Annotated in this window: 22 protein-coding genes and 1 pseudogene; 11 read left to right on the top strand and 12 right to left on the bottom strand. The window is 62.7% G+C overall.

Annotated features, from left to right (window positions below):
• Positions 1–3: 3 nt before the first annotated feature.
• From QN413_RS12425 to QN413_RS12380, 10 genes are all read right to left on the bottom strand, one after another.
• A complete protein-coding gene (locus QN413_RS12425) occupies positions 4–2,433 on the bottom strand; it encodes a glucose/quinate/shikimate family membrane-bound PQQ-dependent dehydrogenase (protein ID WP_323496913.1) in 2,430 nt (809 codons plus the stop codon).
• Positions 2,434–2,467: 34 nt separating this feature from the next.
• Complete coding sequence (locus QN413_RS12420) at positions 2,468–2,914, bottom strand: DUF305 domain-containing protein (protein ID WP_323496912.1); 447 nt, start codon at positions 2,912–2,914, stop codon at positions 2,468–2,470.
• Between the two features lie 142 nt (positions 2,915–3,056).
• A complete protein-coding gene (locus QN413_RS12415) occupies positions 3,057–3,908 on the bottom strand; it encodes a VOC family protein (RefSeq protein ID WP_323496911.1) in 852 nt (283 codons plus the stop codon).
• Complete coding sequence (locus tag QN413_RS12410; RefSeq protein WP_323497039.1) at positions 3,893–4,003, bottom strand: hypothetical protein; 111 nt, start codon at positions 4,001–4,003, stop codon at positions 3,893–3,895. Before QN413_RS12410 ends, QN413_RS12415 begins: the two co-directional genes overlap by 16 nt.
• A 226-nt stretch (positions 4,004–4,229) precedes the next feature.
• On the bottom strand, positions 4,230–4,667 hold the full coding sequence (locus QN413_RS12405; protein WP_323496910.1) for a cupin domain-containing protein: 438 nt from the start codon (positions 4,665–4,667) through the stop codon (positions 4,230–4,232).
• Entirely contained in the window at positions 4,664–5,068 is a 405-nt protein-coding gene (locus QN413_RS12400; RefSeq protein WP_323496909.1) for a DoxX family protein, read from the bottom strand. Before QN413_RS12400 ends, QN413_RS12405 begins: the two co-directional genes overlap by 4 nt.
• The gene (locus QN413_RS12395; protein ID WP_323496908.1) at positions 5,065–6,645 is read right to left on the bottom strand and encodes a GMC family oxidoreductase; all 1,581 of its coding nucleotides are present in this window, start codon (positions 6,643–6,645) and stop codon (positions 5,065–5,067) included. The genes QN413_RS12400 and QN413_RS12395 overlap by 4 nt, the downstream gene beginning before the upstream one ends.
• Positions 6,635–7,438 (bottom strand): SDR family oxidoreductase, encoded by an 804-nt coding sequence (locus tag QN413_RS12390; protein WP_323497038.1) that lies wholly within the window; start codon positions 7,436–7,438, stop codon positions 6,635–6,637. Before QN413_RS12390 ends, QN413_RS12395 begins: the two co-directional genes overlap by 11 nt.
• A 245-nt stretch (positions 7,439–7,683) precedes the next feature.
• Positions 7,684–8,403, bottom strand: coding sequence for an ROK family protein (locus tag QN413_RS12385; protein WP_323496907.1), 720 nt, complete (start codon positions 8,401–8,403; stop codon positions 7,684–7,686).
• A complete protein-coding gene (locus QN413_RS12380; RefSeq protein WP_323496906.1) occupies positions 8,400–10,223 on the bottom strand; it encodes a glycoside hydrolase family 15 protein in 1,824 nt (607 codons plus the stop codon). The genes QN413_RS12385 and QN413_RS12380 overlap by 4 nt, the downstream gene beginning before the upstream one ends.
• Before the next feature lie 184 nt (positions 10,224–10,407).
• Between QN413_RS12380 and QN413_RS12375 the strand changes: the two are divergent.
• Both QN413_RS12375 and QN413_RS27345 read left to right on the top strand, forming a co-directional pair.
• Positions 10,408–11,335: pseudogene (locus tag QN413_RS12375) on the top strand (SulP family inorganic anion transporter); the annotation flags it as partial.
• A complete protein-coding gene (locus tag QN413_RS27345) occupies positions 11,257–11,415 on the top strand; it encodes a hypothetical protein (RefSeq protein ID WP_416352179.1) in 159 nt (52 codons plus the stop codon). The pseudogene QN413_RS12375 and the gene QN413_RS27345, both read left to right, overlap by 79 nt.
• A 33-nt stretch (positions 11,416–11,448) precedes the next feature.
• Here QN413_RS27345 and QN413_RS12370 read toward each other — a convergent pair whose 3' ends face one another.
• Both QN413_RS12370 and QN413_RS12365 read right to left on the bottom strand, forming a co-directional pair.
• On the bottom strand, positions 11,449–12,690 hold the full coding sequence (locus QN413_RS12370) for a sodium:proton antiporter (RefSeq protein ID WP_323496905.1): 1,242 nt from the start codon (positions 12,688–12,690) through the stop codon (positions 11,449–11,451).
• Between the two features lie 217 nt (positions 12,691–12,907).
• On the bottom strand, positions 12,908–13,324 hold the full coding sequence (locus QN413_RS12365) for a MarR family winged helix-turn-helix transcriptional regulator (RefSeq protein WP_323496904.1): 417 nt from the start codon (positions 13,322–13,324) through the stop codon (positions 12,908–12,910).
• A 207-nt stretch (positions 13,325–13,531) separates the two neighbouring features.
• On the opposite strand from QN413_RS12365, the gene QN413_RS12360 reads away from it, so the two are divergent.
• From QN413_RS12360 to QN413_RS12320, 9 genes are all read left to right on the top strand, one after another.
• On the top strand, positions 13,532–14,020 hold the full coding sequence (locus QN413_RS12360) for a tripartite tricarboxylate transporter TctB family protein (protein ID WP_323496903.1): 489 nt from the start codon (positions 13,532–13,534) through the stop codon (positions 14,018–14,020).
• Positions 14,021–14,032: 12 nt separating this feature from the next.
• Positions 14,033–15,544 (top strand): tripartite tricarboxylate transporter permease, encoded by a 1,512-nt coding sequence (locus tag QN413_RS12355; RefSeq protein WP_323496902.1) that lies wholly within the window; start codon positions 14,033–14,035, stop codon positions 15,542–15,544.
• 4 nt (positions 15,545–15,548) lie between these two features.
• Positions 15,549–16,109, top strand: a complete 561-nt coding sequence (locus QN413_RS12350) for a murein hydrolase activator EnvC family protein (protein ID WP_323496901.1) — start codon at positions 15,549–15,551, stop codon at positions 16,107–16,109.
• Between the two features lie 38 nt (positions 16,110–16,147).
• A complete protein-coding gene (locus tag QN413_RS12345; protein ID WP_323496900.1) occupies positions 16,148–16,603 on the top strand; it encodes an SH3 domain-containing protein in 456 nt (151 codons plus the stop codon).
• Between the two features lie 49 nt (positions 16,604–16,652).
• A complete protein-coding gene (locus QN413_RS12340) occupies positions 16,653–17,594 on the top strand; it encodes a mechanosensitive ion channel family protein (RefSeq protein ID WP_323496899.1) in 942 nt (313 codons plus the stop codon).
• 106 nt (positions 17,595–17,700) lie between these two features.
• Complete coding sequence (locus tag QN413_RS12335; protein WP_323496898.1) at positions 17,701–18,207, top strand: hypothetical protein; 507 nt, start codon at positions 17,701–17,703, stop codon at positions 18,205–18,207.
• A 248-nt stretch (positions 18,208–18,455) separates the two neighbouring features.
• A complete protein-coding gene (locus QN413_RS12330) occupies positions 18,456–18,902 on the top strand; it encodes a DUF3619 family protein (RefSeq protein ID WP_323497037.1) in 447 nt (148 codons plus the stop codon).
• A 557-nt stretch (positions 18,903–19,459) separates the two neighbouring features.
• The gene (locus tag QN413_RS12325) at positions 19,460–19,825 is read left to right on the top strand and encodes a hypothetical protein (RefSeq protein WP_323496897.1); all 366 of its coding nucleotides are present in this window, start codon (positions 19,460–19,462) and stop codon (positions 19,823–19,825) included.
• A gap of 369 nt (positions 19,826–20,194) precedes the next feature.
• Positions 20,195–21,427, top strand: coding sequence for a tyrosine-type recombinase/integrase (locus tag QN413_RS12320; protein ID WP_323496896.1), 1,233 nt, complete (start codon positions 20,195–20,197; stop codon positions 21,425–21,427).
• The last annotated feature ends 653 nt before the right edge of the window (positions 21,428–22,080 follow it).

Here is a 22,080-nt window from a genome sequence, read left to right as displayed (position 1 = left end):
GCATCATTTTGGGAGTGCGTAGGCGATCACGTAGTCGCCCGCCTTGGTGTGCGTCGACCCATGGCCTCCCGCAATCACCAAAAGATACTGCCGTCCGTCTGCGCCCGTGTAGGTCATCGGCGTGGCTTGCCCGCCGGCAGGCAGCCGGCTCTCCCAAAGCTGACGGCCACTGCTGACGTCATAGCCACGCACGTAGTAGTCCAGCGTGCCCGACAAAAACGCGACGCCGCCACCGGTCACTATGGGGCCACCCAGGTTGGGCACCCCCATGCGAAACGGCAAAGGCACCGGCGCGAGATCGCGCACCGTTCCGTTGCGATGCTGCCAGACGATTTTTCCGCTCGCGAGATCGGCCCCGGCGACATAGCCCCAAGGCGGCGCCGTGCAGGGAAATCCAAACGGTGATGTGAAAGCACTCAGCGCCACGGCAAACGGCGCGCCGAAGTTCTCGTTGAGCGCCGGCAAGGCGCCGCTCGGCGGCCCATCGGTCTGCACCATCAGGGCCGTGTCATTGGGCCTCGGAACGAGCTTCGACACGAAAGGGAGGTAGGTCGGCGTCGTGAAGGCGATCTGGCGCTGCGGGTCCACTGCGACACTGCCCCAGTTGAAGACACCGAAGTTACCCGGGTAGATCAAGGAGCCCTGTGTCGACGGCGGAGTGAATCGCCCGTCGTAGCGCAGGCGATGGAATGCGATGCGACACGCGAGTTGATCGAACATCGTCGCGCCCCACATGTCGCGTCCGTGCAGTTTGGGCGGATCGAACGAGAGGGCCGTCTTCGGCTGTGTGGGGGCCGTATGGTCGCCTTGCGCGGCGCCCTGCGGCGCGGGCTCTTCGGTCACGGTGTTGATCGGCATGCCAGTGCGGCGGTCGAGCACGAACAGCTCGCCCTGCTTGGTGGGCTGCACCAGCGCCGGCACGGTGGCGCCATCGATCGTGAGGTCGATCAGGCTGGGCTGCGACGGGACGTCGTAGTCCCACAGGTCGTGGTGAACGGTCTGGAAAACCCAACGCACCTTGCCGGTCGCGAGATCGAGTGCCACCACCGACGACGAATACTTCTCCACGGCTGCGCTCCGCTTGCCTCCCCACTGGTCCGGCGGCTGGTTGCCCATGGGAACATAGACCATGCCGAGTGCCTCGTCGACACTCGAGATAGACCAGCTGTTGGGCGAATTGACCGTGTAGCTCTCACCGGGCGCGATCGGCGTGGTGGCCTCCGGATTGCCCGAGTCCCAGTTCCAGACCAGCGCTCCAGTGTCGACGTCGAAGGCACGGATCACGCCGGACTGCTCGTGGGTCGAAACGTTGTCGAGTACCGTGCCGCCGACGATGACCAGTTTCTGCGTGACCACCACCGGTGAGGTGGAGTAGTACGACCCGGGCCGAGGATTGGGCATGTGGGCCGACAGGTCGATCTCGCCTTTGCCTCCGCCGAAGGCGCTGCACAAGGCACCGTTGTCGGGGTTCAAGGCTATCAAGCGGGCATCGGCCGTGGGCATGAAGAGCTTGCCGTGCGCACAGCCATCGGACACGATGCCGGTGTCGGCTGCTGCGTGTGGAGGCTGGTAGGAAAGACCGCGACAGGTGAGGTGCTGCAATGCCAGCGCGCCTTCGATCTTCGGGTCGTAGCGCCACACCTGCGCGCCACTGGTCGCGTCCAGCGCGATCACCGACTGATGCGGATTGCAGAGGTAAAGCCTGTCACCCACTTTCAGCGGCGTGACTTCGTAGGTCGTCTCGACCGGATCCCCGGGCTGACCGCGCATGTCACCGGTCTGGAATTGCCACGCCACCTTGAGATTCGCGACGTTGGACGGCGTGATCTGTGCCAGCGGCGAATAGCGCTGGCCGTAGCCGGTGCGGCCGTATGCAGGCCATTCGCCGTCGGGCAAGACACTGGTTGCGGTGTTCGACGCTGAAGCCTGTGCCTTCGCGGCGGGCAACACGCCATCGATCTGATGAACGTCCCGGGTCAGTGAGAAAGTCAACGGCAACGCACACGCGACAAGTGCCACGCTGAGTGCCAGGCCGCCTCCGCGACGCCATGAGGCGCGTTCCTCATGGCCAAGGCCGTAGATACCGGTCGGCTCGCGCGGGCCCAACGACCGGACGATCCAGGGGCCCACGAGAAAGGCGCCCAGCAGAAACAGAAAGCCCAGGCGCGCGGCGAGTGGCCACCAGTCAAGTCCTACCTCCCACAGCGCCCATGCAAGCGTCCCCATGAGCAGGGCTGCAAAAATCCAGAGTGCCATGACGGAGCCCCGGATCAAGGACACGCCCGCAGACAACATGAGGATGGCCGCGATCAGGTAATACCAGCTGCCCCCTAGCGCGATGAGCCATGCGCCGGCGGCGCCGAGCGCCAGTCCCAAAGCGGCGATCACGAAGCCCGAGACCGCGGAAACCGGAGCAAAGGAATTGTTTTTCATAGAGTTCCTAACCCGCAACGACAAGGATTGAGATTCATGGCCACTGGTCGATTCGCGAACGGCGCTTTTCGATGTCCTGAATCAATTGCTTCATTTCCGCAATTTCTCGAACCTGGGTGTCGGCTATGCCATCGGCCAGTTTGCGAACTCGGGGATCGGTGATGTGCGCACGCTTGCTGGTCATGATGGCTATCGAATGGTGCGGGATCATCGCTTTCATGTACGAAACGTCGTCGACCGTGGCTTGACTGCGAACCAACCAGAGCGACGCGGCGAAAATCAAACCGCTCACGACTGCAATGCCGACGTTGGCGCCGCGGTTTTGCAGCATATGAAGCATGAAAGCCAACATGACTACGGCCATCGTTGCGCCCATGAGCAACGCCATGTATGCGCGCGTTTCGCTAAAGAAAACGTGATCCAGTTCAAATGTATTCAGGTACATCAGCCCGAACATGACGATCGTCGATACGACGACCATTGCAGCGAAACGTTTATAGGGTGTCATCTTTTATTCCCCGGTAGAAGATTCAGAAAGAAAGCTTTTTGGCGATGAGGAGTTCGCGGGGCTGACGGCACGTCGACCCGAGACCACCAGCGAAGAGGCAACAGCCCGTCGCCGATCAAGGTGGTCTCGCTATCACACGGTTGACATGGCCGTCCGGGTCTGCAAAGCAGGTCATGGACGGGGCGCCGAACCACGTCAGGCAATCTGCCGCACGCGAGGGCGCGCGTTTGTCCCGCCGCTGGCCGAAGGCGGCAGGCTTCGCATAGGCAAGCAGTTCGAGGTGGACACTTGGCGGGCCGCTGGCAACCAGCGCCACCACTTCGACCTCTACATCTTCCAACTCGTCAAGGCCATCCAGCCGCCCCTGCTCGACGCCTCGGTTGACCTGCCGCGTTTGCACCGAGAAACCAAGTCCGCAATAGAAGCCGATACTTTGTTCGACCCGCGAAACGCTGATCGCTGCGTGGTCGATCCCGAGCGTTTCGTCGCTGCCGGCCCGGTGGCGCCATCGATCGGGACACTGGCCGGTAGCGAACTCGATGAGTTCGAGTGGATGACCATCCGGGTCGCGAAATTTGAATGCCGTCGCGCCGCCCGAAGCTCGAGGGAGCCGCTGCGGGCGGCCTCTCGTAATGGGGATCGGCGCCAAGACTTGCAACCGTTGCACGGCCATCGACATGTCGCGGGTCACGATCGCTAGATGCTGAAAGCGCACGTCCGGGCCGGGAACTTGCGCAATGACTTCTTCCGCGTTTTCGACGGCGGACAGTGCGATGCGCTCTTGCCCCAGCGTCAGAATTACATCGGCCGCCAGCGCGTGTTCGCCGTGATGTCTTTCACACGTGAATCCCAATCCCCGAACGTAAAAATCGATCGAGCGTTCCAGCGAGCGAACGTGACGCTCCAATGCGAAGAACCCGGTCGTTTTGCCCCTCGCCAAGGCACTTCGGTTCACGGCCACTGACATCCCCGTTGGTTCACAGCTCCGCTCCCCAAGACGTAGAGCCGTTTCTCATCGGGCGAAAAGCACAGGCCGTTCGGCCCTTCGAAATCATCCGCCACGACGGTGAGCGATCCGTTGCGCAGATCGAAGCGGTACACCGACGGCGGCAACTCTGGCGACTGCTTGGTGGCACATCGCTCACGAGCAGGCTGCCGTGGTCGGCGAACCAGACCGGACCTGCGAGCCAGCGTGCCTGGTCGAACAGCAGCTCGAGTTCGGCATTCGCGAGCACGAACGACCGAAGGCGCGGATCGACGATGTGGTGTTTTTGCACGTCGTTCATGACTAGCGAAGATGGCATGCCTGGCCGACTGGCTCGACGTGCAGACGAATGGTGATCAGGTGGGCCGGCTCGGCGCCGATCGTGCCCGAGCGATGGCCCTTGCGCCCTTGCGCATCAGCACGACAGTGCTGGTCTTCGCCCAGCGAAAGCTCGCCCGGCCCCATCTCGATGCGCGTGCCGTCCATCGCCTCGACCCACCAGCGGCCGGACAGGGGAACGATCCATTGCGGCGCCGGATTTTCATGCCAGTCGCCGACCCAGCCCACCGGCTGCACGGTGAAGACGACCGTCGCCTCGCTGCGCGGCTGCTCGTCGTTCCACTGCGGTGCAGCCTGCCCGACCTGGGCCAGCTGGAACGCCGTGAGCGCGCAGCGCGTCTGATGGCTCGCGCCATCGCCGTCGGTCCACAGGTGCCAGTAGTGCGTCAGTGGTGCATTCATGAGAGGCCTGCCCCCAGCGCCACCAGAAGTAGTCCGCCGGCGAGTCCGAAGTTCTTGGTGAAGTCCCAGAAGTGCTGGCGATCGACACTGTCGCCGTCGGCCCACAAATCGCCGCGGCGCCAGAACGGGTGGTACAGCAAGGCCGTCACGACGCAAAAGGCCGTGAGGACAAGAGCGGCCATTCGCGCATGCCACTGCAGGACGATGCACATGGGCGCCAGCACCTCGATCACCATCGCGCCGACCAGCAAGATGGCGCCACCGGGCAGGAAGGACGAGTCGGCCTGTGCGAGCGCAGCTTTCCAGTGCAGCACCTTGTCCAGCGCGCTGAACGGAAACATCAGTACCAGGCAGATGCGCGCCAGCAGCATGAGCAGGTCTTGGTGGTTTCCAAGGCTCATGCGTGAGTCACTCCGAGACGCTCGCCGATGTGGGCGGCAACGCGCAACGCATTCGCGATGAGGGTCAACGTCGGATTGACCGCGCCTATCGAGACGAAGAAGCTGGCGTCTGTGACGTAGAGGTTGTCGAGCTCATGCGCCTTGCAATTCAGATCCAGCACCGAGGTGGCCGGGTCGGTGCCGAAGCGCGCGGTGCCGGCCTGGTGCGCCGTGCCGCCCAGCGCGATGTCCTTGCCGAAATAGAGCTTGCGCTCCAGCAGCTTGACGTGCGCGCCAGCGCCGTCGAGCAAGCCCTCCAGCTTGGCCCGCAGGCGGTGATGCGCCTCCATGTTGTTGGGCGTGAGGGCGAGCGTGACGCGACCGTCGTTGCCAAGCTGGATGCGGTTTTCCGGTCGCGGCAGATCTTCGCTGGACAACCAGAAGTCCAATGAATGACGCGCCATCGCCTCGAACGGCATGTCCGGCAGCCATTCGAGCCAGGACGGCAACGACTCGCCCCGGATCTGGTCCGCATGCGACTTGGCGCACATCTGGATCAGACCCAGCGGATGGTTCCAGTCGGGTGCGCCGAAGTAATAGTCGCTCACCGCGAGCGTCTTCTGGAATGTGGTGTCGTTCGGCTCGCGCGACAGCGCCATCAGCACCGACTGGTTGTGCCGCATGTAGTTGCGCCCGACCTGACCCGACCCGTTGGCAAGCCCGTTCGGATGCGCGTCGTTGGAGGAACGAAGCAGCAACAGCGCCGTGCTCAGTGCCCCGCAGGCCACCACCACGATATCGCCCGAATAGCGCTCCTGCCGGCCATGGCGAGTGACGCAGGCGGCCATGACTCGACGCCCCGACGCATCGGTCTCCAGGCGGTCGACCATGGCGTTGGTTAACAGCGTGACATTGGGATGCTCTCGCAGCATCGGATCGATGCACACCACCTGCGCGTCGGCTTTTGCGTCGAGTGGACATGGAAAGCCGTCGAAGGCGTCGCAGCGAATGCAGCGGCTGGTGCGCGTCGGCAGGCCGTCACGTTCTTCGAGCAGGATGCCCAGCGGCAGATGGAAAGGCCGTAAACCCTGTGCTACCAGGCTGGCATGCAACGCCTCGATGCGAAGTTCGTGCGAGACCGCGGGATAGGGAAAAGGGGTGCTGGATGGCGGCTCATTCGGATCCTCGCCGCGCTGCCCGTGCACGTGGAAAAGGTGCTCCGCTTCGTCGTACCAGGGCGCGAACTCTTCATAGCGCAGCGGCCAGGCAGGCGACACACCGTCGCCATGCACGAGCTCGCCGAAGTCGCGCTCGCGCAGTCGCAACAACGCCGCGCCATACACCTTCGAATTGCCGCCCACATAGCGATGCAGCCCCGGTTCGAACTTCTGACCCTCGGCGCTGTACCAGGCCTCGCGCGCCTGATAGCGCCCGTGAACGAAGACTTCGCTGGAACTCCAGTTGGCCGTCTCTTTCGGCAGATAGTCGCCGCGTTCGAGGATCAGGATGCGCTTGCCGCTGGGCGCGAGCCGGTGGGCCAGCGAAGCACCACCGGGGCCGCTGCCGACGACGATCAGGTCGTAATGGTCAGCCGCCACTGGCAAACCCAGGGAAGAGCGTCATGCCGCCGTCCACGAACAGCGAGGTGCCCGTCACATAGTCCGACGCGTCGGAAGCCAGCCACACGGCCGCCTGTCCGATGTCCGCCGGTTCACCGATGCGCTTGTAGGGCACCAGCTTCATGAGGTCTGCATAGGCATCGGGGGTCTGCCATGCGGCGGTGTTGATGGGCGTGCGGATCGCGCCGGGCGCGATGGCGTTCACCCGGATGCGCAGGGGTGCAACTTCCTGCGCCAGGCTCTTCATCAACATTTCAACGCCGCCCTTCGATGCCGCGTAGTTGGCATGGCCAGCCCACGGAATCATCTCGTGCACCGAGCTCATGTGGATGATCTTGCCCGCGGCCGTCGAGACCTTTTCATCGACGCCGCGGCGGACGAATTCGCGTACGGCACTGCGCGCACACAGGAACTGGCCTGTCAGGTTGACGCCGATGACGGTATGCCACTCGTCGAGCGTCATCTGGTGGAACGGTGCGTCGCGCTGCAGGCCAGCATTACAGACCACGACATGCAACGTGCCGAAAACCTTGATCGCCTCCGCGAACATAGTTTCGACCTCCTGCTCATCGCTCACATCGGCCCGGAGTGCAATCGCACGTCGACCGAAGCCCCGGATCTCTGCTGCGACAGCCTCTGCGGCTTCGGGATCCGAGACGTAGTTGACGACCACGTCGGCCCCCGCCCTGCCAAGCGCCAGAGCGACTGCGCGACCGATGCCGGAGTTGGCGCCCGTCACCAACGCAGGCTGTCCCTCCAGCACGATGGGAATGGGTGGACGTGGCAACGGAGGGCTGTCCTCTGGCAAAACACGATCGTTCGGCGCTGGCGCTCCCAGGACGGAACTGGTGTTGGATGATGTGGTCATGGGGCGTTGGGAAGCGAGCAGATGAACAAGACTGCGCTGCTCAGCCACCAAGCCATGACAGGAATGTGGTGGCGGCGCTGCCGGACAGGGCCGCTACGCGAACGGTCCGCGCGCGTGCTGCTCTCAACCGCCCTCGCTTGCTCAGCCGCTCACGAAAGATCTGTATAGCTTGATGCCGGCTCGTCGGAGGTCGATTCATCCCAGAGTCGAAAGCCACCGACAAAGGCCGCCGTGTTGTCGGTGCGCCGCGTGCGGGATGGCAGTTTCTTGAGGCGGTCGGCCTGCCCGCCACCCACCACGACCTCGTCGGGCAACAACGCAGCGCTGAACCCTTCGACGACCGCACACACCTTGCGCCGCCACCTCTTCTTTCCCAAACGCTTGAAGCCTTGTTTACCGAGAAGGTCTTCATAGTCGTGCCTCTTGCTGCGGCGCAGGTGACCGAGTTCCATGGCCACGATGTGCCTGTCGACGATGAGCGCGGAACCGAGCCCCGTGCCCAGTCCCAGGAAAAGCATCTTGCCGCCCTGATAGATGCCCAGGGCCTGCATTGCCGCATCGTTGAGGATGCGAACGGGTCGGCCAAACGCGCCCTCGAAGTCGAAGCCGACCCAGCCCGGCGCCAGGTTTTGCGGTTCGAGGGTTGGGGAGCCCCGGCGCACGACGCCGGGATAGCCGAGCGAGACAACATCGAAGGTCCAGTCGGCGACTATCGCGAGCACACCCTCGATCATTTTCTGCGGTGTGAGAACCGGCCCGGACGCGAACTTGCGAACACGCGTCTCGCCGCTGACAAGGCACTTGACGCGCGAACCGCCGACATCGACTACCAGGATCTTGGGCGCCACTGTCTTGCGGGGTGCGTTCATGGCGCGGGGCTCACGGCAGCGGGACGTTCACCCTTCTTGCCCGATTTTTCGACTTGCTCCGATGACAGCGACAGTAGTCGCGCAGTGTTCACCAGCGCCATGTGGCTGAGGGCCTGCGGGAAATTACCCAGCATGTGCCCGCTGCGCGGGTCGAACTCCTCGGACAACAGGCCGACGTCATTGCACAGCGCGAGAAGCCGCTCGAACAAGGCCTCGGCCTCGGCGTGCCGACCGGTCACGGCCAGGCAGTCGGCCAGCCAGAAACTGCAGGGCAGGAACACGCCTTCGCCCGGCGGCAGGCTGTCGATGCCGGCCGCCGGCGCATAGCGCAACACCAAGCCGTCGATCAACAACTCGCGTTCGATCGCTTCGATCGTGCCGCGCACGCGTGCGTCGTCCGGTGGCAGAAAGCCGACCAGCGGGATCAGCAGCAGGCTGGCATCGAGTTCCGCGCTGCCGTAATGCTGTACGAAGCTGTTGCGCTTCGCATCGAACCCGGCTTCGCAGACCTGCGCGTGGACCTCGTCGCGACTGCGGCGCCATGCTTCTACCGGCCCGTCCAGGCCATAGCGCTCGACCGCCTTGACGCCACGGTCGAAAGCGACCCATGCCATCACCTTGGAATGCGTGAAGTGCCGCCTTGGCCCGCGGACTTCCCAGATGCCCTCGTCGGGCTCGCGCCAATGAGTTTCAAGAAACGCCAGGAGCACGCACTGGATGCGCCAAGCGTGCGGCTGCGGCGTCTGCCCGGCTGCGCGTGCGAGGTGCAGTGTGTCCATCACCTCGCCGTAGACGTCGAGCTGGAACTGGGTCGCAGCCGCGTTGCCGATCCGCACCGGTGCGGCATTGCCATACCCGGGCAACCATGCGAGTTCGATCTCCTCGAGTCGACGCTCGCCGGTCACGCTGTACAGGATCTGCATGTCCGCCGGACTGCCGGCAACGGCACGCAACAGCCACTCCTGCCAGGCCCGCGCCTCCTCGGTGTAGCCTGCCAGCAGCAGCGCATTGAGCGTGAAGGTGGCGTCTCGCAGCCAGCAATAGCGATAGTCCCAGTTGCGCACCCCACCCGGGTGTTCCGGCAGCGAGGTGGTGGGTGCTGCCACGATGCCGCCGGTGGGTTCGTAGATCAGTGCTTTCAAAGTCAGCAGCGAGCGCAGCACCGGTTCTCGCCAGCGTCCCTGGTAGCTGCAGCGCTCGGACCATTCCAGCCAGCGGCTCTGCGTCCGCATCAGCGTCTCGTCGGCGTCGATCGGCTCCTGCTCCGGCGTGTGAGACGGGCGGTAGTTGAGTACGAACGGCACGCGCTCTCCGGCACCGATTTCAAAGTCGGCCGTCGAAGTCATGTGCTCGCCGCGAGTCTGAACCGGCGTATGGAGTTCGAGCGTGTCGGGCCCCGCGGTCGCGAAAAGCGCACCATCGGCGCGATGCACCCAAGGCACGATGGAGCCGTAGTCGAAGCGGATCACGAGCTCTGTGTGCATCCGGACCCGGCCGCTCAGCCCTTCGACGATGCGCAGCACGTCCCACCGCTGGTTCGATAGCGGCATGCAGTCGATCACGCGCACGGTGCCGCTCTCGGTCTCGAAGTCGGTTTCGAGGATGAGAGTGCCGTTCCGATAGCGACGGCTTGTGTTGCTCACTGAGTCCCGCGGTGCGATCAGCCAACGCCCATTCGCGGGACTGCCCAAAAGTGCTGCGAAGCAGGCGCCCGAATCGAAACGTGGCAGACACAGCCAGTCGATCGAGCCATCACGGCCCACCAGCGCGGCGGTGTGGCCATCGCCGATGAGCGCGTAGTCTTCAATGAGCAGCGGCATGAATCAATTCTCCAATGCGGTTCCGGGCCCAAGTCCAATCATCCTCATTTGCATCATGTGTCTCCCAATGGTTGAACCGATAGAGCGCTTCGCGACAACAGGAGTTCAATCGAAATGGGAGAAAGGGCCTGGAATTCGGGAAAAGCAAGCTTTTGCCTGGATGTTCTACTCCCCGGGACGCTCCATGCCTGGGCCGAGTTCACTCGTGTCCAGATACCTTCATTTATTCCGTGCCCAGTGGGCGCCCAGCATTCCGCGCGAACTCATGGCCGGCGCCGTGGCGACCTTCGCACTGATACCGGAAGTCATCGCTTTCTCATTCGCGGCAGGCGTCGACCCGGCCATCGGATTGTTCGCATCGTTCATCATCAGCATCGTGCTCGCCTTCACCGGCGGTCGACCGGAGATGGTGTCTGCCGCAGCGGGCTCGGCGTGCTCATGCGGTTCGTGTCCGGCTCCGTCCGCACCGGCTTCATCAACGCGCTGGCGATCCTCATTTTTTCAGCGCAGATGCCGCATATCGTCGGCGCCAATGGCGCGACCTGGGCCATGGTCGGGCTCGGGCTGGTGGTGATCTACGGATTGCCGCGCATCACGACAGCGGTGCCTTCTCCATTAGTCTGTGTCGTGGTGCCGACACTCGTGGGTCAGTGGATGCATCTGCCGTTGAAGACGGTGGCAGACCTCGGTCTGCTGCCCGATTCATTGCCCGTTTTTGCTTTGCCTTCCGTTCCTTTTGCCATCGAGACGCTTCGACTGATCGCCCTGCCAGCATTTGCCATCGCGATGGTCGAACTGCTCGAATCGATGATGACGGCCAGCGTCGTCGACGCATTGACCGACACCCCCAGTTCCAAGAAGACGGAGTGCAGCGGGCTCGGCATCGTCAATGTGGCGGCCAGCCTCTTCGGCGGCATTGCAGGGTGCGGAATGATCGACCAGACGGCGAGCAATGTGCGCTACGGCGGTCGTGGTCGGCTGTCGACATTGTTCGCTGGTGCGTTCCTCTTGATCCTCATAGTGCTGTTCAAGCATGGGTCGCACAGGTGCCAGTGGCCGCGCTGGTGGCGATCATGGTCATGGTCTCGGCCTCCACGCTGGACTGGGGCTCGGCGCAAGCACGGTCGACGTGTTCGGCCTGAACGAGCAGGGTCGCGCACTCGTGGCGAAGCTGGATGTCGGCATCGAGTAAACAGCGGCATGTCGCCTGCGAGCCATTGCAAATTCACCGCACCGCACCAATGGCGGATCGCACGACACGACCAATGGTCAGTCCCTGAACCAGGATCGAAAACACCACCACGCAATAGGTCAGCGCAAGGATGATCTCGCGTTCGGCGCCGACCGGCAGCGACAGTGCAAGTGCGACCGAGATACCGCCGCGCAGTCCGCCCCATGCGAGCACGCGCGGAGAGCCGTGCGGCAGGCGGAACAAGGTGCCGGCGATGCCGACGGGCAAGCCCACCGTGATCCAGCGGGCCGCCAGTGTCACGACGATGGCCACCACTCCCGCAACGAGAATCGGTGCGGTGAAGGCGATCAGCAGCACCTCGAGACCGATCAGCACGAACAGCACGGCGTTCAGGATTTCGTCGAGCAATTCCCAGAACATGTCGATGTAGCGGCGCGTGTGATCGGACATGGCGAGCGCACGACCACCGTTGCCGATCATGAGTCCGCAGACCACCATCGCCAACGGCCCCGAGACATGGAGATGGCTGGCCAGCGCGTAGCCGCCCATCACCGCAGCCAGCGTGAGCAACACCTCGACCTGGTACTGGTCGATGCTGCGCAGCAAGCGGAATGTCACGTAGCCCAGCACCAGGCCGAAAGCGATGCCGCCACCGGCTTCGCGCAGCAGCAACCCTCCAGCGACCGTCAGCGTCGGCGCGCTGCCGCTGGTCAGCACACCCAGCAGCAGCGCGAAGATCACCACCCCGACGCCATCGTTGAACAGCGACTCACCGGCGATCACAAGCTCCAGGTTCTTCGGCGCACCAGCGGAATTGAGAATGCCCATGACCGCGATCGGATCGGTCGGCGAGATGAGTGCGCCGAAGAGGAGGCAGTACAGAAAGGGCAGCTGGACACCGATGAAGGGGAGCACCAGCCACATGCCCGTGCCGACCACCAGGGTCGAGGCCATCGTTCCGACCAGGGCCAGCACGGCGATCTGCCATCGGTATTGCCGCAGCGCGCGCAGATCGACATGCAATGCGCCCGCGAACAAGAGGAACGACAGCATGCCCTGCATCAGCACATCGGAGAAATCGATCGAGCGCAGAAACGATTCCTCGTACTGGCGCAGCCCGTGATCGAGGCCGAGTGCGTTGAGGCCGAGCAGGACGAGCGAGATACCCAAGGCGATGGCCATCACCCCAATGGTGGTGGGCAACCGGACGAAGCGGTGGTTAAGGTAGGCGAGCAACGCCGTAACGACGAGACAGATGGCGGCAATATCGAGCATGTACGGCAACTGTATAGGCCGAGCGACAGGCGGAGCGCCTCGAGAGTGATGGAGGACACCGCGCCCTTCGCTCCGGTGGTCGATGAAGCGCCGAGTGGGTTGCGCAGTTTGCGGATGCGGGCGTTCAGAGGAACAACTGACGCCATGGCGCAAGCCTCGCGCTCAACCGCCGGCCCCCGCGTGGGACGCAATGCACAGCGCGACTCGGTCGGAGGGCTCAGTCGGGCGTGCGATTGGCCAGGCCCACTGCGATGGCCAACTCGGACAGCTGGTCGGCGTGCTGCGTGGCCAGCCGAGCAAGCTTCTTGCGGCCTGCAGCAAGCAGATGAACTTCAACCTGGCGTCGGTCCACCGCACTCGCCTTGCGCCTGACGAGTCCGGCTTCCTCGCAACGCGAAACCAGGGCGACCACACCGTGCGGCTGCGCCTGCAGCCGCTCGGCAATTTCTCCGATCGACGCCCACTGTCTTCCTGGAAACCCTTGCGTGTGAAGCATCAATTGGTACTGCAGCACCGTGATGCCCTCCTCACGTGCAGCGTCTTCGCTGAACCGCAGGAAGCTGCGCAAGCGAAAGCGGAAATCTGAAAGAGCTTCGAAGCGATGCTTCTCCGCTGCACCTTGGTTGTTTGTCATTGGCTGTGTGCTCGTCGGACAGATGAATGTAGCAGTGGCTTGCGGACTGTTCCCGCAGTGCGAAGGGTTATTACTCACGACGTGACATACATAACCTCATAACATGACATATCTGAACGCAGCCTGACCCGGCGTCATGGCTGCGTTTCTGCTTTCGTGCAGGCTTCCCCTGTCGAATTCCACTTCCCTGAGAGATCTTCCCAATCCATGAAAATCAAGAGCCAGAAGGACTTGCTGTCCGGTCTCATGTTCAGTGGCGTTGGCCTTGCCTTTGCCATTGGTGCGATGAACTACAACATCGGAAGCGGAGCCCGAATGGGGCCTGGCTATTTCCCGCTCGTGCTCGGCATCCTGCTGGCCATCGGTGGCGGGGTGGTCATGGTGGGGGCCCTGTCGGCAGGTCCGGCCGGCGGTGACCCGGTCGGGCGCATCGCCTGGAAACCGCTGACCCTGGTCATCGGCGCCAACCTGGTGTTTGGCCTGCTGCTCGGAGGCCTGCCGACGATGGGCGTTCCGGCGATGGGGTTGATGATCGCGATCTACGCCCTAGTGCTGATCGCAAGCCTTGCCGGCACACGTTTCACGCTCAAGGCGGCCCTCATCCTGGCCACGATCCTGGCGATTGGCAGCTACCTGACCTTCATCATCGGCCTGAGCCTGCAGTTCCAGGTCTGGCCCACGTTCATCACCGGCTGAGGTCTGCGTTCCATGGAACTGATCCACAACCTCGCCATCGGCTTCGAAGCCGCGCTCACCGTTCAAAACCTGATCTATTGCTTCGTGGGCTGCCTGCTCGGAACGCTCATCGGCGTGCTCCCCGGCATCGGCCCGGTCGCGACGATCGCGATGCTGCTGCCGGCCACCTACGCGCTTCCCCCGGTGGCCGCGCTCATCATGCTGGCCGGCATCTACTACGGCTCGCAGTACGGCGGCTCGACCACGGCCATCCTGGTCAACCTGCCCGGCGAATCGTCCTCTGTCGTCACCGTCATCGACGGGCACCAGATGGCCAAACAGGGACGGGGCGGACCGGCGCTCGCGGCCGCGGGGCTCGGGTCGTTCTTCGCCGGCTGCGTCGGCACCTTGGTGCTCGCGGCCTTCGCGCCGCCGCTGACCGAATTGGCATTCAAGTTCGGCCCGGCGGAGTACTTCTCTCTGATGGTGCTGGGATTGATCGGCGCGGTGGTGCTGGCCTCCGGATCGCTGATCAAAGCCATCTGCATGATCATGCTGGGTCTGCTTCTGGGCCTGGTCGGCACCGATGTGAATTCAGGCGTGGCGCGCTTCAGCTTCGACATTCCCGAACTCACCGACGGCATCAGCTTCGTGGCCATCGCCATGGGCATCTTCGGTTACGGCGAGATCATCGCGAATCTGTCACGCAGCGAAGAGGAGGGCCAGGTCTTCACGGCCAAGCTGCACGGCCTGATGCCCACCAAGGAAGATTTCAGGAACATGATGCCTGCCGTGCTTCGAGGCACGGCGCTGGGCTGTTCGCTCGGCATCCTTCCGGGCGGAGGCTCGCTGCTGTCGGCCTTTGCTTCCTACACGCTCGAAAAGAAGATCAAGCTGCGGCAAGGCGAGATTCCGTTCGGCAAGGGCAACATCCGCGGCGTCGCCGGCCCGGAGTCCGCCAACAATGCTGGCGCACAGACGTCCTTCATCCCGCTGCTCACCCTTGGCATTCCAGGCAATCCGGTGATGGCCCTGATGGTCGGTGCCATGACCATCCACAACATCCAGCCGGGTCCGCAGGTCATGACGAGCAACCCCGAGCTGTTCTGGGGCCTGATCGCGTCGATGTGGATCGGCAACCTGATGTTGATCATCCTGAATCTGCCGCTGATCGGCGTGTGGATCAAGTTGTTGTCGATCCCCTACCGCTGGCTCTTCCCGGCCATCGTGCTGTTCTGTGCCATCGGCGTGTACTCGACGAACAACAACACCTTCGATGTCTGGATGGTCGGCTTCTTCGGAGTCGTCGGCTACGCCTTCCTGAAACTGGGTTGCGAGCCTGCGCCGCTGTTGTTGGGCCTGATCCTCGGACCGATGATGGAGGAGAACCTCCGGCGCGCGCTGCTGTTGTCCCGAGGGGACTGGGGGGTGCTGGTCACGCGGCCGATATCGGCGGGGCTGCTGGTTGCTGCTGTGCTGTTGCTCACCGTCGTGTTGTTGCCGGCAGTCAAATCGAAACGCGAAGAAGCGTTTGTAGAGGAGTAACCCGATGCACAGATACCTCTCCCGTCTCTGCATTGCCATTCCCGGCGGGACATTGGTGGTCCTGGCCGCATGCAGTACCCAAGTTCCCTTGAATCCGACCTCGCCGTTTTCGCCTGCACGGATTTCGACGGCATCGCCTGGCCGCGTCGAGCAGGCGGTCGTGGTGCCCTCCCCCACCGCCCTGCACCCGCCCAAAGCCGATTTTGCGATGCCCGCGCGCGGCCCGGCGCGGGCATGGTTCGACGGCGCCGGCAACCCGGGCATCGATATCGCGGGGCAACCCGGCGATCCGGTCTTCGCCTCGCGCAACGGCCGCGTCGTGCTCGTGAGCAGTGCCCTGCCTGCCTACGAAACCATGATCGTGATCAAGCACGACGACACGTTCATCACGGCTTATGCGCACCTCGGAAAGACGCTCGTGCGCGAGAACGACGAGGTGCGCCAGGGCCAGCAGATTGCAGAGTTTGGCTTCCGGAAGAACGACGAGGTCGCGCTGCATTTCGAGATTCGCAAGATGGGCGTCGCGGTCGATCCCGAGCTCTACCTTCAGGGCCTCGCCCATTGAGATCTTCTTTTTTCTACTTCACACGGAACCCAATACGAATGCTTCATCCCAAGCGACTTTTGAATCTGCTCATCCTGCTCGCGGTCTGCTGGCTCGCAGCGCCATCGGCGTTGGCCGCCCAGATGGTCAGCGCCGCCGGCAACACCGTCAACATGCGCACGGGGCCCGGGACAAGCTACGTCGCGCGCTGGACAGTCGACAAGGGCTACCCATTCAAGGTGCTCGCGCGCAAGGGCAAGTGGCTCAAGGTCAGCGACTTCGAGCACGACTCGGGCTGGGTCTACGGCCCGCTGATGAACAAGACGCGGCACTACATCGTGAGTGCGGCCTCGGCGACGCTGCGCGCAGCCCCCAACGCACGCAGTGCCGTGGTCTTCAGGGCCGCCCGAGGCGATGTGCTGCGCACGCTTCGCCAACGCGGGAGCTGGATCAAGGTGCGCCACGAACACGGCCCCGTTGGCTGGGTAGTGAAGAGCAGGCTCTGGGGATGGTAGGCGCCGTGAATCACATTGAACACTACGCTCACCAACGGATTGCACGCACATGAACGACCTTATAGAAACCATCCGCGCGATCAACTGGGAGCGCTGGAGCGCCCCTGCACTTTCAGGGCTTCGGATCGTGCTGATCGTGGTGGTCGCGTGGATTGCGATCAGCGTGCTGCAGCGCGCAGTGCGCGTGATCCGCCTGCGGGTCGAGGGGCGCCTGGATGGCACCGACAGCGCGCGACGCGCCGAAACATTGGGTCGCGTCGTGCGCTACCTGATCGCCATGGTGATCAGCGCCGTCGCCGTCATGCTGGTGCTGGCGGAAGTTGGCGTGTCGCTGGCACCCATCCTGGGCGCTGCCGGCGTGGTGGGTCTCGCCATAGGTTTCGGCGCCCAGAGCCTGGTCAAGGACTACTTTACCGGCTTCTTCATCCTGTTCGAGGATCAAATCCGCACCGGCGACGTCGTCAGCATCGCGGGCATCGGTGGCTCTGTTGAAGACATCACGCTGCGTCATGTCCGCCTGAGGGACTACGACGGCAATGTGCACTTCGTGCCGAATGGACTGATTACGTCGGTGACCAACATGTCCCGGTCCTTCGCACAGGCCGTGATGGATGTGGGCGTCTCTTACCGCGAAGACGTCGATCAGGTGATGGCACTCATGGCCGAGGTCGGTCGACAGCTGAGAGCGGACCCTGACCATGCCGTAAAAATCCTCGGCGACTTGGAGATTGCAGGCGTGGAGCGCCTTGATGACAGCGCCGTTGTACTGCGATGCCGCTTCAAGGTAGCACCGCTCCAGCAATGGACGGTCAGACGCGAATACCTGCGCCGCATGAAGGCGGCATTCGACGCACAAGGCATCGAGATCCCGTTTCCGCATGTCACCGTTTATGCGGGCGTAGGCAAGGACGGCTCGGCTCCGGCGTTGCCGGTGCGGCTGCCGGCCGGTGCCCTCGAGGCCCAGGCGGTGCTCGATCATGTGCTGCCTTGAGCGCAGCGATAGCATCAACGTCGGCGAAGAGATTCAGCGCAGTGACAGACAGAACGGTCCTGCGAAAGACGTGAATACGTCGCGACGGTAGCTAGAGTGTCTTGCAATGCATCCCGCCTTCGTCCCCGCTGACCGATTGCGCTTCGCTTCAGGTTCCCTGGGGCTGATCTTCGCCACAGGCAGGCAGTGGTCTGCCTATGTTGTTGCAACTCTGGTGTTGGCCGGCTGCAGCCAAGGCTATCCGACGTCCAATGCCCCGGATACACGAAGCATGGGCGCCGCACAACATCTGGCAGCAATCAACGGTATGTTGGCGTCCGATCCAGACCACGCCTCCCGCGAAGCGCTGCTGGTCAACGCATGCACGTTGCGCTTCACTGCTTTACTCTCCTCTCGACACGGCGTGCGCGTTGCTCTGGCGCGTGCTCACGCCGTGTTCGACACGAATGCCAAAGACGGGGAGTACCAAGTGAAAGTGTTCACTGGCGGCAGACTTACCTCGCAACCTCGATTTACAGTGAACGTCGGGACTTGGTTGAATGCCGTTGCATTCAGGGATCACCTGCAGGAACTCGTCAGGCGATGCTGGGCCATAAAAAGATCAAGACCATAGGCCTGCGCGACCTTAGACAGCGACAGCCACGCTCTCGACCACACCATCCTGAGGGCGTTGGCCAGACGCCGTCGCCAACGACAGAACTTTTCATGTTGGAGCTGCGCGTGTAATGCATCACAATGTGACCTATTAGGCTCGCAGCGGGAAAATACCGAGCACGCCGAAATTGTTTCGGATTGGGCAAGGATCGTCCGCGCGATTCGCAATCACAGCGTTTCACGCCACAGCAGCATCAATTTACGGGTATGAAATCACGTCAAGAAACTCTGGGAAGCGCGTCTCCCTCCGACAGGTTCGGAGGGCGTGTGGCGGCGTGCCTGACGGTGGGCACCGACGAACTGCCTGAAGCCCAACTCGCCCGACTTGAAGCTGCTCGAAGCCGCGCACTCGGGCGCAAGAAGAAGGCTTTGAGTCGCCCGATGCGATCAACGGCCCGCCGCATCCCATCGTGGCTGCAGTTGAGCTCTCGCGGACTGAAGCTTGCGACGGTGGTCCCGTTTGTTCTGCTCGCGGCGGGTCTCTGGACGATCGACACGGTCACCAGCGAGAACCTTTCAAGCGATATCGCGGAAATCGAACTGAGGCTGTTGACCAGCAAGCTGCCGCTTGCCGCATACACCGATCCAGGCTTCGCCGAGTTCGTGCGGCGCGATCGGCAGAACGCCGTCGCTGCTGCCGACGGGCCAACTTGAGGCTGTCGCTCCCGCCAAGTGAGCATCGTCGGTGATCTCACAGTGCAGCAGTGCCTTCAGGTGCCGGCACGCTGGCAGATCCGATCGAGATGCCCAATGACAAGCCGTGCTCACTCGTACACAAAAATGCCTGAAGCAGAACCGCTGAACAACGGTTCACACGTGCATCGATGGGCATGCCAACCCGGCTGCCGTCGTCGACCGGGCATCGTGGGCCGCCCTGAAACTAAACGCTCCTCTCGGACCGCTTTGGCGACGGTGCGCTGGGCGAGCATCGGAGGATGAATGAAACGTCTCGTCATCATGAGCCCACTCCTCTTGCTTGCAGCCTGCGCGAGTTCGGGCCTGTCAGCCAATGGGATTCACTCCCTCGAAGTGAGTAGCCCACATCGTTTCACCCTGCGTACGACAGCGATCCTGGAAGCGTCCAAACAATGTCGAGAGAACGGCAAACGAGTCGATATCCTTCAGGTAGATTCCAGTGGACTGACGCCCTTTACAAATCTGCCTGAGGCCGAAGCCGTGTTCCGGTGCGACTGAGGGTTGCGATTTCCGCAATGGCAGGGTTCGCCGCGGTCGATCTCTGTGAATACCGTAGTGCCGCCCAACAGATTTGTCTGATCATGATCGTTTGCTTTCGTTTCAACTTCGTCCTGGCGCTGTCGCTGGTGAGCGCCTCGGCCCTGAGCGCCACAACCCACGACGCGACCGAACTGAACGTCAAGTACCACGATGTTCAGAAGTGCACTGAGCGCACCCTGGGAAAGCAATGGGAAGCGCGGTATGGCATTGAAATGGCACTTAACCGCTGGGGTGCGATCGAAGCGACCGGCGCCTCCATTGACACGGCGCCGCAGGTCGTTCGCGTCACAGATCTTCGATGCCGGTACCAGAGCGATCTGGCCGGTGAACCGCGGCCTTGATGCTGGCTGGCAAGGTGATGGTGACGGGCGGAGAGCCCCTCTTCATGCGCGAATGTCGCGAGTTGTCGCCTCTGTTCACCCGAATTTGCACCCTGAAAGAATGCAGTGTCAAAACACGATGTGAAGTGATCAGACGCAAAAAAGCCCCGACTGGCGGGGCTTTAGAGCGCTTGCTGATGCACCGTGAAGTGATCTGAAAGCTATAGCTGGCGGAACCGGAGTCCCCGTCGATAAGCTTCCCGAATGACAAGCGTCGTCTAGTACGGCGCTTTTCTCATTGGAGGAACGACGAGACATCGTCTAGCCCCGGCTATTGCGATCTTTTGCAATCTTGTCCAGAATGGGGGAAAGGTTGTGGGAATTTTTCGAATGCCGAAGAAAGCTGTTGAACTTGGGCCCTTGCAGGTGAACCGGCTTGTAACGCCTGGCCGGCATGCGGTCGGGGGCGTGGCCGGCCTGCATTTGATAGTCAGCGATTCGGGCGCGCGATCATGGGTGTTGAGGTCGCTGATTGCCGGCAAGCGTCGCGACATGGGGCTCGGCGGCTTTCCAGATGTCACGCTTGCCCAAGCCCGCGAACGTGCCCGCGTGGCGCGTGAGCAGATTCACGGCGGGACCGACCCCATACAGGCACGCACCGAAGCACGCAGCGCCCTGGTCGCCAGCAAGGCGGCTGCCAAGACCTTCAACGAGTGCGTCACCGGCCTTATCGAAGCCCGCGCTTCGGAATGGAAGAACGCCAAGCACAAGCAGCAATGGCAAAACTCGCTCGACATGCACGCCGGCCCGGTGATCGGCGAGCTGCTCGTGAAAGACGTTGGGCTCGCGCAAGTGCTGAAGGTGCTCGAGCCAATCTGGCACACCACCACCGAAACAGCGACCCGCGTGCGCGGACGTATAGAAAACGTGCTCGACTGGGCGACCGTCCGGGGCTACCGGACCGGCGACAACCCGGCGCGCTGGAAAGGCCACCTCGACCAGCTACTCGCCAAACCGAACAAGATCGCGACGGTCAAGCACCACGAAGCTGTAGCGGTTGACGACCTCGCGGCATTCGTCGCCGATCTGCGCCGAATGGATGGCACAGGCGCCCGCGCGCTTGAGTTCGCCATCTTCACCGCGGCCCGGTCCGGTGAAGTGCGCGGCGCCCTTTGGTCAGAGATCGACACTGCCGCCGCCTTGTGGATCGTGCCGGCCGAACGCATGAAAGCCAAGCGTGAGCACCGCGTGCCGCTGTCCAAGCAGGCGCTGGCGCTGCTCGCCGCGCTGCCCCGCATCAAAGATGTCGACATCGTGTTTCCCGGCAGCAAGAACCAGATCCTGAGCGATATGACGCTGTCGGCCGTGATGCGCCGCATGGAAGTCGACGCCGTGCCCCACGGCTTTCGGTCGACGTTCCGAGATTGGGCATCGGAGCGGACGAACTTCCCGCGTGAGCTGGCTGAAATGGCGCTGGCGCACACGATCGAATCGAAGGTCGAAGCGGCCTACCGGCGCGGCGATCTGCTCGCCAAGCGGCTGAAGATGATGCAAACGTGGGCAGACTTCTGCGAGACGCCCGTCAAAAAAGGCAATGTCATGCCGCACGCGCGCAAAGCATAGACGCCGCTTTCTCAGCGAAGCACGACCGTCGCGGCACGGACGAAGTCGGCTCACTTCAACGGCGCAAGGGCTCGCAGCCCTATGTCGAAGTCAGATCCGCACCCGCAAGTACACGACAAGGACGGCGTCGAAAAGTACGCAACCGACATTCGTGTCGACGAGGGGCAGATGCTCAGCAACCGGCGTCGGTCTATGGGAGAGGCCGCGCCGCACAACACCCAGCAGCACGGGCGAGCACATTCGGTTTCGACGACATGGACGACGACTTTCCGTCGTGCACAAACCAGTTGTTTGGTTGCTATTGCCTTCTGATAAAGGTGTGAAAACTCCCTTGGATCGACCGGTAGACCAAATCGGGTGAATGGCCCGATATAGCGGCTCACTCCTGCCCTATCACAAACCCGTCGAATTGCTCTTTTTTCCCAATGAAACGGTGCGAGATCGGTGCTGGATAAGTTGAGTTCGCGACACACTGCTGTCTTAAGTAAGGTGGGTAAACGGGACTAGTCGGCGATGGACGTGCCATGCGGCAGAATTGTCTCGTTGGGTGCTTAGCGTATTGCACATTAGGGGCAGTGAATCGCCCCGGTTTTTGAGGAGGCTCAACACTCTGAGAGGATTGAGCCATGAACAAGTCGAACAAGTTCTCACCC

This window comes from Variovorax sp. LG9.2 (assembly GCF_035018885.1).
In the GTDB taxonomy this organism is placed as follows: Bacteria; Pseudomonadota; Gammaproteobacteria; order Burkholderiales; family Burkholderiaceae_C; genus Variovorax.
The sequence above is the reverse complement of the archived record's forward strand: the minus strand, read 5'-3'. Positions and strand labels throughout refer to the sequence as shown.

Bases quoted from the DNA above. Each gene is read 5' to 3' on its own strand.
- QN413_RS12385 (WP_323496907.1), bottom strand. From the start codon at position 8,403: ATGAACGCACCCCGCAAGACAGTGGCGCCCAAGATCCTGGTAGTCGAT.
- QN413_RS12340 (WP_323496899.1), top strand. From the start codon at position 16,653: ATGAACGACCTTATAGAAACCATCCGCGCGATCAACTGGGAGCGCTGG.
- QN413_RS12425 (WP_323496913.1), bottom strand. From the start codon at position 2,433: ATGAAAAACAATTCCTTTGCTCCGGTTTCCGCGGTCTCGGGCTTCGTG.
- QN413_RS12400 (WP_323496909.1), bottom strand. From the start codon at position 5,068: ATGAGCCTTGGAAACCACCAAGACCTGCTCATGCTGCTGGCGCGCATC.
- QN413_RS12325 (WP_323496897.1), top strand. From the start codon at position 19,460: ATGGCAGGGTTCGCCGCGGTCGATCTCTGTGAATACCGTAGTGCCGCC.
- QN413_RS12380 (WP_323496906.1), bottom strand. From the start codon at position 10,223: ATGCCGCTGCTCATTGAAGACTACGCGCTCATCGGCGATGGCCACACC.
- QN413_RS12370 (WP_323496905.1), bottom strand. From the start codon at position 12,690: ATGCTCGATATTGCCGCCATCTGTCTCGTCGTTACGGCGTTGCTCGCC.
- QN413_RS27345 (WP_416352179.1), top strand. From the start codon at position 11,257: ATGGGTCGCACAGGTGCCAGTGGCCGCGCTGGTGGCGATCATGGTCAT.
- QN413_RS12415 (WP_323496911.1), bottom strand. From the start codon at position 3,908: ATGTCAGTGGCCGTGAACCGAAGTGCCTTGGCGAGGGGCAAAACGACC.
- QN413_RS12420 (WP_323496912.1), bottom strand. From the start codon at position 2,914: ATGGTCGTCGTATCGACGATCGTCATGTTCGGGCTGATGTACCTGAAT.
- QN413_RS12405 (WP_323496910.1), bottom strand. From the start codon at position 4,667: ATGAATGCACCACTGACGCACTACTGGCACCTGTGGACCGACGGCGAT.
- QN413_RS12350 (WP_323496901.1), top strand. From the start codon at position 15,549: ATGCACAGATACCTCTCCCGTCTCTGCATTGCCATTCCCGGCGGGACA.
- QN413_RS12330 (WP_323497037.1), top strand. From the start codon at position 18,456: ATGAAATCACGTCAAGAAACTCTGGGAAGCGCGTCTCCCTCCGACAGG.
- QN413_RS12365 (WP_323496904.1), bottom strand. From the start codon at position 13,324: ATGACAAACAACCAAGGTGCAGCGGAGAAGCATCGCTTCGAAGCTCTT.
- QN413_RS12320 (WP_323496896.1), top strand. From the start codon at position 20,195: ATGCCGAAGAAAGCTGTTGAACTTGGGCCCTTGCAGGTGAACCGGCTT.
- QN413_RS12335 (WP_323496898.1), top strand. From the start codon at position 17,701: ATGCATCCCGCCTTCGTCCCCGCTGACCGATTGCGCTTCGCTTCAGGT.
- QN413_RS12345 (WP_323496900.1), top strand. From the start codon at position 16,148: ATGCTTCATCCCAAGCGACTTTTGAATCTGCTCATCCTGCTCGCGGTC.
- QN413_RS12355 (WP_323496902.1), top strand. From the start codon at position 14,033: ATGGAACTGATCCACAACCTCGCCATCGGCTTCGAAGCCGCGCTCACC.
- QN413_RS12360 (WP_323496903.1), top strand. From the start codon at position 13,532: ATGAAAATCAAGAGCCAGAAGGACTTGCTGTCCGGTCTCATGTTCAGT.